Raw genomic sequence first — 11,778 nt, 5'->3', positions numbered from 1 at the left:
AGGCCGCCACCGAGCCGGCCTCGTTGATGCCGGCGTGCACGATCTGGCCGGAGATGGACTCCTTGTACGCCAGGACGAGCTCGCGGTCCACGGACAGGTAGTTCTGGCCGTTCGGGTTGTAGATCTTGGCCGTCGGGAAGAACGCGTCCATGCCGAACGTGCGGGCCTCGTCCGGGATGATCGGAACGATCCGCTGGCCGAACTCCTTGTCCCGCATGAGGTCCTTGAGCAGGCGGACGAAGGCCATGGTGGTGGCGGCCAGCTGCTTGCCGGAGCCGCGGTTGGCGACTTCGTAGACCTTCTCCTCCGGGAGGGTGACCTCACTGTGCTTGGCGCGGCGTTCGGGGACGAATCCGCCCAGGGCGCGGCGGCGCTCCATGAGGTACTGGATCTCGGGGGAGTCCATGCCCGGGTGGTAATACGGGGGGCGGTAGAGGTCCGCTTCGAGCTGGTCATCCGTGATGGGGATGCGCAGGTGGTCGCGGAAGGCTTTCAGGTCCGCGAGGGTGAGCTTCTTCATCTGGTGCGTCGCGTTGCGGCCCTCGAAGTGGGTGCCCAGGCCGTAGCCCTTGACGGTGTGGGCGAGGATGACCGTCGGCTTGCCCTTGAACTCGGTCGCGGCCTTGTATGCGGCGTAGACCTTGTTGTAGTCGTGGCCGCCGCGCTTGAGGTTCCAGATCTGGTCGTCGGTGAGGTCCTGGACCATTTCCTTGGTCTGCGGGGTCTGCCCGAAGAAGTGCTCGCGGACGAACGCGCCGGACTCGGCCTTGTAGGTCTGGTAGTCGCCGTCGACGGTTTCGTTCATGATCTTAACGAGTGAGCCGTCCTCGTCCTTGGCCAGCAGGTCATCCCATTCCCGGCCCCAGACGACCTTGATGACGTTCCAGCCCGCGCCGCGGAAGAACGCCTCAAGTTCCTGCATGATCTTGCCGTTGCCGCGGACGGGTCCGTCGAGGCGCTGGAGGTTGCAGTTGATCACGAAGTTGAGGTTGTCCAGCTTGTCGTTCGCGGCGAGCTGGAGCAGGCCGCGGGACTCGGGCTCGTCCATTTCGCCGTCGCCCAGGAACGCCCAGACCTGCTGGTCGGACGTGTCCTTGATGCCGCGGTTGTGCAGGTAGCGGTTGGACTGTGCCTGGTAGATCGCGTTCATCGGCCCGATGCCCATCGAAACCGTGGGGAATTCCCAGAACTCCGGCATCAGCCGCGGGTGCGGATAGGAGGACAGCGCATGGCCCTCCTTGGACTTCTCCTGCCGAAACCCGTCCAGGTCCTCCTCGGAGAGCCGGCCTTCCATAAAGGCCCGGGCGTACATGCCGGGGGAGGCGTGACCCTGGAAGAAGACCTGGTCGCCGCCGCCGGAGTGGTCCTTGCCGCGGAAGAAGTGGTTGAAACCGACCTCGTAGAGCGTCGCGGCACCGGCGTAGGTGGAGATGTGACCGCCGACGCCGATATCGGCCCGCTGCGCCCGGTGCACCATGACCGCGGCATTCCAGCGCAGCCAGGCCCGGTACTTCCGCTCAATCTCCTCGTCGCCGGGGAACGGTGCTTCCTGGTCCACCGGGATCGTGTTGACGTAGTCCGTGGTGGTGACCATCGGTACACCCACACTCTGAGCGCCGGCCCGCTGGAGCAGGCTGCGCATTATGTACTGGGCACGCTCGGTGCCCTGTTCCTGAATCAGCGTGTCCAGGGACTCCAGCCATTCGGCGGTCTCTTCCGGATCACGATCAGGCAGCTGGTTAGTCAACCCGCTGAGGATATGGGAGGTCTCTTCTCCTGCAGCCACGTCCAACCTCTCTTTGAGCGCATTCATCGGCGCCCTCAGCTCCGGCAGGGTAACTGCCTGGCGTGAACGCGACGTGTGCGACATATCGGTTACAACTGCCCGGTCATGTGCGCCGGGCAAGGTCCAATCACAACTATGCCCGCCTTCGTCAGCGGGGCGTCCGCCCTCGCGGGCGTAGTCGTCATCAGCCACTCTAGCTGTGACGGCTCGCGGATGCGTAGCTGTCGCATGGGGTCCCGGTCGTATTTGACCGGCATACTGGTTGTGTGACGACGTGCCGCCTGGCGGCGCCCGGAACCCCGTGTGTGACGCAGAATATGGCGGATCGCGGGGCCAACAGCTTGAAGCGCAGGCGCAAAGGGTGTTGGCTTGGAGTAATGGAAATCACTAGAGCTATTGAAAACACCAAGCATAGGAGCAACACGTGAGCGAGGCCGACGCCGCCACTTCGGTAAATGTGGCGGAAAAACTGGGTTTCAAAACCGGGGACCTGATTCAGGAATTCGGTTATGACGATGATGTCGACTTCGATTTGCGCGACGACATCGAAGATCTCACCGGCTCGGAACTCTTTGATGAGGACGATCACGAAGTCGTCGATTCCGTGATTCTTTGGTGGCGGTCCGACGACGGCGACCTGGTGGACACGCTGGTCGGCTCGCGGACCACCCTGACCGAGGGCGGCGTTGTCTGGGTGCTGACCCCGAAGTCCGGCCGCGTGGGCTACGTTTCACCGGCCGACATCCAGGATGCCGCCCCCACCGCAGGTCTGCACTACACCACCTCCGCAGGCGTCTCCAAGGACTGGAGCGCCACCCGTCTGGTCACACGGAAGAACAAGTGACCCAAACCGGAGCGGTTGGCACCATTGAGGAACAGCGACGTGACGCGCGGGACGTGCCCGCCGTCGGCGAGGCAGCCCCGGACTTCGAGCTGCTGAACCAGTTCGGCGAACCCGTAAGGCTCGCGGAACTTCGCGGCCGCAACGTCGTCCTCGTGTTCTTCCCGTTCGCTTTCTCCGGCATCTGCACGGGGGAGCTGTGCGAAATCCGGGACAACCTGGCGCTGTTCGAGGACGCCGACGCCACCGTCCTGGGCATCTCCGTGGACAGCAAGTTCGCCCAGCGGGCCTACGCGGAGAAGGAAGGCTACTCCTTCGACCTGCTGGCCGATTTCTGGCCGCACGGGGCCGTGGCCGAGCGGTACGGCGTTTTTGACCCCGACAGCGGGATGGCCAAGCGCGGCACCTTCATCATCGACGCGAGCGGAATCATGCGCTACGTGGTGGTGAACCCCCGCGGCCAGGCCCGGGACTTCGCCGACTACCGCGCCGCCCTGGCGGGACTCGTCGGGAACTGAGACCGTGCGGACGCGGCGGCCCGGGATCGGCATGACTGGATTTGCCAGCCTGCCCCCGGTCCCCGCCGCCGAACCGGCCCGTGACGAGCTTGAAGTCCTGCAGGAAATCCACCGCGTCCTCGCGGGCGGGCGCTTCGCGCTGCTGACGGGTGCCGGGCTGAGCACGGATTCCGGCATCCCCGATTACCGCGGACCGGGCGCCGCACCCCGGGCCCCCATGACGTACCAGGAATTCATCGGCGAAGCGGACAACCGGCGCCGCTACTGGGCCCGCAACCACATCGGCTGGTCCCATCTGCGCCGGGCCGACCCCAATGACGGCCACACCGCCGTCGCCCGGCTGGAACACCGCGGTCTTCTCACGGGACTCATCACCCAGAACGTGGACCGGCTCCATGAGGACGCCGGCAGCGTCAACGTGGTGGACCTGCACGGCCGGTTCGACCAGGTGGTCTGCCTTGCCTGCCACCGGCGTTACAGCCGAACGCTGCTGGCGGGGGTGCTGACGGAGCTCAACCCCGGCTTCCTGGAGCGGGCACTGGCCGCCGGGGCGGTCGAAATGGCCCCGGACGCCGACGCGACGGTCGAGGACGCCGACCTGATCGAGAGTTTTGTCGTGGCCCACTGCCCGGCCTGCGGCGGCACACTCAAACCCGACTTCGTCTACTTCGGCGAGAACGTGCCCAAGGACCGGGTCGAGCGCTCCTATGCCATGGTGGACGAGGCCGCTGCCCTCCTGGTTGCCGGCTCCTCGCTGACGGTGATGAGCGGGCTGCGGTTTGCCCGGCACGCGGCCAAGCACGGAAAGCCCGTTGTTATCATCAACCGGGGCCAGACCCGCGGCGATGACCTCGCCACCATCAAGCTCGACGCCGGTGTCAGCGAAGCGCTTACCTGGCTCGCTGCCGAACTGCCCCCGCTGTAAACGGGGCGGCGGAGCTTTGGTCCGATTGGCGCTCCGCCGGGTTCATCCGGTACAGTAACTGTTCGTTGGTTGAAGCGCGGAAGCGTGAAAACAGCGGTTTGGGTCTTTAGCTCAGCTGGTAGAGCGCCACGTTTACACCGTGGATGTCATCGGTTCGATCCCGGTAGGACCCACCAAGCAAAACCCCGTCAGTGCAGGCCTGAAGGCCGCACGGCGGGGTTTTTTGTGCGCCGCGAATATTGTCGGGGCCCCGGCCTACCATGGCTGGCATGGAACACGTCATGGTGAAATCGGGCCCGGATGGCAGGCCCCTGGCGGTGGTCCGCGGCGGCCGCGAATGGATTGTCGGCGCGGAGCCGGTCCGCTGGTTCGAGCGGGTCAGCTGGTGGGAGGTGGAGCGCCGGATGCCCAAAGGACTGAGCCGCGTCGACGTCGAGGTCTGGCAGATCCAGGCGAGGCTGGGCCGCAACTCGGGATCCGCCCTCACCACGATGGAGATCATCCGTGACGGACTGGGTGGCGGCTGGCGCCTCCGGGAGGCCATAGCGGATGCGGCCTAGCAACGGGCACGGCGGGCCTGAAACGCCGGAAGTTCCGCAGGCATTGGAAAAGCCTTCCACCGCGACTATTGGGGGATGCCGCGGTGGAAGGCTTGCTATGAATATACCGTGAACACTTGGAAATGTGAAACAGGCGGCGTCGATTCTGACCTGCAAGAATGCCTATTCGATGGCGTAATTCAGGGCGATTCGACGGCATAGCCGAGGCCCGGCGGGCCGACTGCGGGCGGTGCGGCGCCCGACACATTCCGTACCGGTCCGTGGCAGCCATCTAGGATGTCTTCATGAACGCCACGAGTGCCCGGCGTATTGCCCGGGTCCGCCCCCTTGCCCCTGTCTCGGAGGCCGAGCGCTTCTTCGTCGCCAACGATGCCCAGGCCTTCGACAGTGAAGCAGGGCGGGTGTGGACGGTTGTCGCCTCGCCGTTCCCCGGTTCCTTGGCGAACGCCGGCAGTGCCCCCCGCACAGGTTGGGAAAACGGCGACACGGTCGACGAAAGCACGTTCACGTTCCTGGCGCCAAGCGCCCCGGCCAATGTCCTGGGCATGGCCCACAACACCGGGCCTGCGGGCCGGGCTTTGCCTCCCCAGGCCTTCCACAAGGCAGCAACCAGTGTGGTGGGGCCGGGAGACGCCATAGAACTGGGGCCAGGCGTGGGCCATGTTGACCCGGAGGCGGAACTGACGGTCGTCGTCGGGCGCAGGGCGCGCGGACTGACGCTGGACAACGCAATGACGGCGGTCCTGGGTTTCACCATCGGAAACGACGTCTCGGCCAGGGACCTGCAGAAGACGGACGAGCTGTGGATCAGTGCCAAGAGCCAGGACACGTTCACTCCGGCGGGACCGTGGATCGTCACGGGACTAGACGGCGCCAACCTCGCCATCGGGATCGCACACAACGGCACGGATCTAAAAGAGGCCAGCTCGGCTGATCTAGGCTGGGGCGTGGCGGAGATCCTGGTCTACGTGACGTCCTTCATGACGCTTCACCCCGGCGACCTGGTGCTCACGGGCTTCCCCGCCGAGTGTGCACGCATCCACCCCGGCGACACTGTCACCTGCCGCGTCGAAGGAATCGGGGAGCTCACGAATCCGGTCGTAGCCGTCGGCTGACCCAAGGCCGGCCAAAGCCAGCGCTGGGGGGCCGCCCGCTGTGGGAGATTGGTGACTCCAGACATTATGATGGTTACTGTTCAGCTGAATGAACAGTCGTTCGAACGGCGCCTGCGACACACACGCGATACCTGAAGGAGAATCATGGCCGATTCCCGAGTTCCCCGAACCTCTGATGGACTGGGAAGCGCCTCGCCGGCGCCGGCGGTCACCCGCGCCGCCGCCGTGCTGGAGGCCCTGGCTGCTTCTGCGACCGGACGCCTCACGCTGAGTGACCTCGCGCGGGAGCTGGGGATTCCGAAATCCTCCACATCGAACCTCCTGCTTGCGCTCGAAGAGGCCCGGCTCATAAACCGCCAGGGTGCCGAGTTCACCCTGGGGCGCAAATTGGTCGAGCTTGGCGCGGCTTATCTCAGCCGCCTCGACGAGGTACAGGAGTTCTACCGGTTCTGTGAGCAGGCTCCGACGCTTTCCGGCGAAACCGTCCGCATCGCCATGCTGGATGGAACCAACGTCATCTACCTGGCCCGCTATGAGGGCCATCCAGCCGTGCGCCTGACGTCCAACATCGGCGATAAGATGCCGGTCTCCCTCTGCGCCGTCGGCAAGGCGCTGCTGGCACGGCTGCATGACCACGATGTTGCCGAGATGTTCCCGGACGACGCTGAACTTCCGGTCCTGACCCCCAAGTCGCTGCGCACCGGCGCCGAACTCAAGGCCCAACTCGAGGTCATCCGGGAACAGGGCTATGCCTTCGAAGACGAGGAGTCCACCACGGGTGTCGTCTGCCTGGCCGTTTCCGTCCCGACCCGTGGTGCGCACGGGCCCAGCCTGGGCCTGTCGGTCACCGCACTGAAGGCCACCTACTCGGACGAGCAGGGCGCCTTGATGGTCAAAGAACTCAAGGAACTGGCCCGGTCCCTCGGCAATCCCATGGGGTAAGACCGGCGCTGTCGTTCGGCCGAGGGTTCCGCCGAAAATAAATCGGATTACACATTGGCTAGGTGATCACCATGTTGTACGCTGTTCAACATGGTGATCATCCCTTTCGGGGATTGTTCATATCCCACCAGGCCAACGGGGGTCTGGAGTGTTCTTGAGGGAGTGCTTGTGACAACTACTACCAATACACCGCTTGCTGAAGCTGACGGCGCCGTCGTCGATCCGGATCAGCTGCGAAGGGCAACTCTTGCCAGCTCCGTGGGCTCGGCTCTGGAGTACTACGACTTCTACATCTATGGCCTGGCTTCGGCCCTGATCTTCGGCCCGCTGTTCTTCAAGCCGCTCGGCGACGACGGCGCCCTGATCGCCTCGTTTGCCACGTACGGCGTCGGTTTCGCGGCCAGGCCCTTCGGCGGAATGATCTTCGGCTACATCGGCGACAGGTTCGGCCGCAAGATGGTCCTCATCCTCACTATCGGCCTGATGGGTACGGCAAGCTTCGCCATTGGCCTGCTGCCCACCTTTGAACAGGCGGGAATGGTGGGCGCCGTTCTCCTGGTCACTCTGCGCATCCTTCAGGGTCTGGGCGCCGGCGCGGAGCAGGCAGGGGCCACCACGCTGATTTCCGAAGTCGCACCGCGCCGCCGTCGGGGCTTCTTCGCTGCGCTCCCGTTCGTCGGCATCCAGCTGGGCACACTGCTCGGCGCCGGAACCTTTGCGTTGATCGCCATGGCGGACAAGGCCACCCTTGAGGGCTGGTTGTGGCGGGTGCCGTTCCTGTCCAGCGTGCTCCTGATTGCGGTTGCCATCTTCATCCGGCTGCGGCTGAAGGAAACGCCCGTCTTCAAGGAACTTGAGAAGCACAAGAACGTGGCCAAGAACCCCATCGGCCAGCTGTGGAAGCACTCCAAGAAGAACACCCTGATCGGGATTGGCCTGCGGATGGGAGAGAACGGGAACTCCTCCATCTATTCCGCCCTGCTGATCGCCTTCCTGGCGGCGAAGGACGGCGTCTTCCCCGGCGACAAGTTCATCGGACCCGTGGGCCTGCTCATTGCTGCCGGCTTCGCCGCCGTGATGGTCGTGACGTTCGGTGCGGTGTCGGACCGGTTCGGCCGGGTTCCGGTCTACCGCTACGGTGCACTCTTCCAGGCCCTCATCGCACTGCCCGCGTTCTACCTGGTGACCCTGGGCAATGTCACGCTCGTGTGGATCGTCATGGTGGTGGGCATTGCCCTCGGCGTCCAGTCCATGCTCGGCCCGCAGTGCCCGCTTCTGCCCGAACTCTTCGGTTCGCGGTACCGGTTCACCGGCGTGGCCATGAGCCGCGAGCTCTCTGCCGTAATGGCAGGCGGGCTGGTGCCGCTGGTGGGTGCGGCGCTCTTGGCTGTTACGGACCACTCATGGCTGGTGCTCGCCATCTACTCGCTGGTGCTTGCCCTGATCTCGTTCGTCACGACCTTCTTCACCCCCGAGACTGTGGGACGCGACCTCCTCCTGACGGAGGACGCCAGCTAAGCCTTCGCGTGCGCTGCCCGGTCTCAGCCGGGCCGGNCCCCTTCCGCTCAGGAAGGGGCCGCGGCTTCTCGTTTTGCGGGGCTGCTGGTGAGGCGCGAAACGCCTGGCGACGCGGCAAATGCCCGGTGACTCGGAAAATGCCTGATGACGCGCGACTACTGCGGCGTCAGGCAAGCGGCGCGTCGCGGCAACCGAGTTGCCGCGCTGGGAGGGAGCCGCGTCGCAGGGAAGAACTCGGGGCGGCGCGAAGGAACCCGCACAGCCACTCCTGCCACGAACCGACACAACACGAAACGACACAACACGAACCGACGCCATACGAACCGACACAAAAGGGCGGCCCTCCGTCTTCGGAAGGGCCGCCCCGGTGGGTGCAACCAAGACCACAGAAAGGACCAGCGGGACCTCACGTTAGCCAGGGACCCGGTCGAGGTCAGGACCTAGTAGAAGTGGACCGTGTCCACAACGTGGGGGAGTTCGCCGCCGTCGAGGTAGGTCCGCAGGTTGCTGCAGAACCGTTCGGCGATCAGCCGGTTCTCGGCGGCGCTGAGGGCCGAGGTGTGCGGGGACACCAGCACTTTGGGGTGGTTCCACAGCGGGCTGTCCTGCGGGAGTGGCTCCACGGCAAACACGTCGAGGCACGCGTAGGACACCTGGCCATTCCCGAGCGCCTCCAGCAGCGCTTCCTCGTCCACAACGGTGCCGCGGCCCACGTTCACAAAGACCGTGCCGGGCTTCATGGCCGCAAAGACTTCGCGGCTGAAGAGCTTCTCGGTGGACGGCGTCCCGGGAAGGGTGTTGACGACGGCGTCCGCGGTCGCCAGCAGCCCGGCGAGGCCGTCGTTGTCCGTGACGTCCAGGATGCCTTCGAGGGGCTCGATCGTCCGCTTGGTGCCGCTGACGGTCATGCCGAGCGCGCGGGCAATCCGTGCAGTCTCCAGGCCGATCTCCCCGAGCCCGGTGACCACGAGGTGTGAGCCGTTGACCAGCCGCGTGGGGGTGCGGAGCTCGGGCCAGTTCCTCGCCGCCTGGTCCTGCGCCAGTTCCGCGCTGCGCTTGAAGCCGTTGAGGATTCCGAGGGCGGCGAACTCGGCGAGCGGCAGGGCGTGCACACCGGCGGAGGTGGTCACCTTGAACTTCTGCAGCGTCCCGGCGTCGAGCCCCGAAGCCTTCACGGCACCGCCGGCTCCNGGCCGCCATGGCGTGGATCCACTCCAGGCGGGCATTGCTGCCGGCGATCCTTGCGAGGCCCGCCGGGCTCTCGTTGGGGAAGCCGTACAGTACTTGGGCCTTGTTGAGCATGTCCCAGTAGCGCTCTTCCTGCTCAGGCGTCCGGCGGAAGTCCGGGTCGCCCGAGTGGTCTGCGGGAAAGCGTTCCGGAGGCAGCAGCTCCGGCTCGTAGAGGACGGTAACGGAGGGATCTACTGCGCGGATGCGCTCCACCAGCTCTGCTTCGAGCGGGACGGCGATCGCGACGGTGGTTTTAGTCGTCATAGTGTTCATCATACTGAATGGAGGCTAGGATATTGAACAGATTTCAAAGATTGGCCACTACAGACTAGCCACGACGAAGTGAGGCAGCATGGATAGGGACCGGAAGGAAGCCGGCTTTGTAGGCCTGGGCCTGATGGGGGCGCCGATGGCGGCAAACCTCCTCAAAGCGGGCTGGGCGGTCAGCGCCTGGAACCGATCGCCCGCGGCGCTGGAGAGGTTCGATTCCCTCGGCGGCGCACGTGTGGCCGAGGTGGAAGAGCTCCGCGACACCCCGGTCATCATCTTTATGCTCCCGGATCTGTCCGATATCGAGGACGCGGCCGCGGGACTCCTGGCCAGCTGGTCCGCAAACCCGCCCGCAGCCGGCACCGCCGTGGTGGTCATGAGCAGCGTCTCGCCGGCCGCGGTGAAGGAATTTGGGGCGCGGGTGTCGCGGGCGAGCGGCGGAAACGCGGCCGTCGTCGACGCTCCCGTCAGCGGCGGCACCAAAGGCGCAGTGGAGGGGACCCTGGCCATCATGGCCGGCGCAAGCGAAGACGACTTCCAGCGGCTCCTCCCGCTCTTGAGCGCCATGGGCAGCACCGTCCGGCGGCTGGGGCCCCTGGGGTCCGGGTCGCTCGCCAAGGCATGCAACCAGCTCATCGTGGGGACCACGACGGCGGCGCTCGCCGAGGCCGCGGAACTCGCCGAACGCTCCGGCATGGACGTCTCTGCCCTTTACGACGTGCTCGCGGGCGGCCTGGCCGGCAGCAGGGTCCTGGACATCGTGGGCCCGCGGCTTGCAGCGAAGGACTACGAGCCCACCGGACCGGCCAAATTCATGCACAAGGACTTGTCCTTCGTACTCGAGAGCGCGTCCGCGGCCGGTGCCGCCGTGCCGATGGCGGAGGCCGGCGTCGGACTATATGCGGAACTGCTGCGCCAGGGTCTGGGAGACCGGGACCTTGCCGTCGTCCGGCAGGCGATCGCCCATCTCGGCGGGNGCCCCAGCGGCACCACGACCGTCAACACCAAGTGAGGATCAGCGAACCATGAGTGGACTTTTTGACCTGACAGGCCGGACTGCACTAGTCACCGGGTCCAGCAGGGGGATCGGCAATGCGCTGGCCCGGGCACTGGCCGACGCCGGAGCCACTGTGGTGCTCAACGGCATCAACACCGAACGGCTGAAGGCGGCAGAAACCGCCATGGCCGCGGACTACCCGCCGGGGCGGATTTCCAGCTGCGCCTTCGACGTTACCAGCGACACGGAGGCGGCCCGGGGCGTCGCGTGGGTGGAAGAAAACATCGGACCGCTGGAAATCCTGGTCAACAACGCCGGCATCCAGCACCGGGTCCCCATGCTGGAGCTGGACGTCGCGGACTGGGAACGGGTGATCTCCACGGACCTGACCAGCGCCTTCCTCGTGGGCCGTGAAGCAGCGCGGCACATGATTCCGCGCGGGCGGGGAAAAATCATCAACATCTGCTCCGTCCAGACGGACCTCGCCCGGCCCACGATCGCCCCCTACATCGCTGCCAAGGGCGGACTGCGCAACCTGACCCGGGCCATGACGGCCGAGTGGGCCGGATCCGGCCTGCAGATCAACGGCATCGCACCCGGCTACATCCACACCGAAATGACGCAGAATCTCGTGGACGATGAGCAGTTCAACGCCTGGATCCTGGGCCGGACGCCGGCGCATCGCTGGGGGACCGTGCAGGACCTCGCCGGCCCGGCGGTCTGGCTCGCGTCCGACGGCTCGAATTTCGTCAACGGCCAGACCATCTTCATCGACGGCGGAATGACGGTGGTGGTCTGATGGGACACGTAGCGGAACTTCCCGCCACGGCGGCCGCAGTGGTGGCCCACGCAGCGGGCGATCTCCGGATCGAGGACATTCCCGTCGCCGTGCCGGCGCCCGATGAGGCGGTCGTCGAAGTCGCCTTCGGCGGCATCTGCGGCTCGGACCTGCACTACTGGCTGCACGGTGCCGCGGGGGAGTCTGTCCTCAAGGCGCCGATGATCCTGGGGCACGAAATCGTGGGAACTGTCCTCGTGGCAGCCGGGGACGGCACGGGTCCCGCGGCCGGCACGCG

At 65.8% G+C, this 11,778-nt stretch carries 11 protein-coding genes, 1 tRNA gene and 1 pseudogene (1 of these 13 running past the window's edge); 11 read left to right on the top strand and 2 right to left on the bottom strand.

Annotation, left to right across the window (positions count from 1 at the left end; genetic code table 11):
* Window positions 1–1,813 (bottom strand): pyruvate dehydrogenase (acetyl-transferring), homodimeric type (gene aceE / locus K789_RS0119605; RefSeq protein WP_192815794.1); only part of this gene is annotated, 1,813 nt, incomplete at its 3' end.
* A gap of 397 nt (window positions 1,814–2,210) precedes the next feature.
* On the opposite strand from aceE, the gene K789_RS0119595 reads away from it, so the two are divergent.
* The 8 genes from K789_RS0119595 to K789_RS0119560 all read left to right on the top strand — a co-directional run bounded on the left by K789_RS0119595 (window position 2,211) and on the right by K789_RS0119560 (window position 8,205).
* On the top strand, window positions 2,211–2,630 hold the full coding sequence (locus K789_RS0119595) for a DUF3052 domain-containing protein (RefSeq protein ID WP_024368236.1): 420 nt from the start codon (window positions 2,211–2,213) through the stop codon (window positions 2,628–2,630).
* On the top strand, window positions 2,627–3,145 hold the full coding sequence (locus K789_RS0119590; protein ID WP_024368235.1) for a redoxin domain-containing protein: 519 nt from the start codon (window positions 2,627–2,629) through the stop codon (window positions 3,143–3,145). The genes K789_RS0119595 and K789_RS0119590 overlap by 4 nt, the downstream gene beginning before the upstream one ends.
* A gap of 31 nt (window positions 3,146–3,176) precedes the next feature.
* On the top strand, window positions 3,177–4,070 hold the full coding sequence (locus K789_RS0119585) for an NAD-dependent protein deacetylase (RefSeq protein ID WP_029705403.1): 894 nt from the start codon (window positions 3,177–3,179) through the stop codon (window positions 4,068–4,070).
* 100 nt (window positions 4,071–4,170) lie between these two features.
* Window positions 4,171–4,246 (top strand) — tRNA-Val (locus tag K789_RS0119580).
* Window positions 4,247–4,339: 93 nt separating this feature from the next.
* Window positions 4,340–4,630, top strand: coding sequence for a hypothetical protein (locus K789_RS0119575; RefSeq protein WP_024368233.1), 291 nt, complete (start codon window positions 4,340–4,342; stop codon window positions 4,628–4,630).
* 284 nt (window positions 4,631–4,914) lie between these two features.
* Window positions 4,915–5,745 carry a fumarylacetoacetate hydrolase family protein gene (locus tag K789_RS0119570; RefSeq protein ID WP_024368232.1) on the top strand — a complete coding sequence of 277 codons (831 nt, stop codon included), beginning with the start codon at window positions 4,915–4,917 and terminating at the stop codon, window positions 5,743–5,745.
* 144 nt (window positions 5,746–5,889) lie between these two features.
* Window positions 5,890–6,687: an IclR family transcriptional regulator gene (locus K789_RS0119565; protein WP_024368231.1), complete on the top strand. Its 798-nt coding sequence runs from the start codon at window positions 5,890–5,892 to the stop codon at window positions 6,685–6,687.
* A 168-nt stretch (window positions 6,688–6,855) separates the two neighbouring features.
* Window positions 6,856–8,205 (top strand): MFS transporter, encoded by a 1,350-nt coding sequence (locus K789_RS0119560; RefSeq protein WP_024368230.1) that lies wholly within the window; start codon window positions 6,856–6,858, stop codon window positions 8,203–8,205.
* Between the two features lie 440 nt (window positions 8,206–8,645).
* Here the strand turns inward: K789_RS0119560 and K789_RS23620 are convergent.
* Window positions 8,646–9,711, bottom strand: a pseudogene (locus tag K789_RS23620) (D-2-hydroxyacid dehydrogenase).
* Between the two features lie 76 nt (window positions 9,712–9,787).
* Between K789_RS23620 and K789_RS0119550 the strand changes: the two are divergent.
* The 3 genes in view from K789_RS0119550 to K789_RS0119540 are tightly spaced (at most 13 nt apart) and all read left to right on the top strand, a layout consistent with a single transcriptional unit that may run on beyond the window.
* Window positions 9,788–10,717, top strand: a complete 930-nt coding sequence (locus tag K789_RS0119550) for an NAD(P)-dependent oxidoreductase (protein WP_024368229.1) — start codon at window positions 9,788–9,790, stop codon at window positions 10,715–10,717.
* Window positions 10,718–10,730: 13 nt separating this feature from the next.
* Window positions 10,731–11,501, top strand: a complete 771-nt coding sequence (locus tag K789_RS0119545) for an SDR family oxidoreductase (RefSeq protein ID WP_024368228.1) — start codon at window positions 10,731–10,733, stop codon at window positions 11,499–11,501.
* Window positions 11,501–11,778, top strand: partial view of a zinc-binding dehydrogenase gene (locus K789_RS0119540; protein ID WP_024368227.1) — the 5' end (the start) only. 787 nt of this gene lie beyond the right edge of the window; the window shows 278 of its 1,065 coding nt (coding positions 1–278); its start codon is at window positions 11,501–11,503; its stop codon lies beyond the right edge, outside the window. Before K789_RS0119545 ends, K789_RS0119540 begins: the two co-directional genes overlap by 1 nt.

Origin of the sequence: Arthrobacter sp. TB 26 (assembly GCF_000427315.1) — a bacterium.
Lineage (GTDB): Bacteria > Actinomycetota > Actinomycetes > Actinomycetales > Micrococcaceae > Arthrobacter.
Note: the sequence above shows the minus strand (reverse complement) of the source record. Positions and strands in the feature narration are given on the sequence as shown.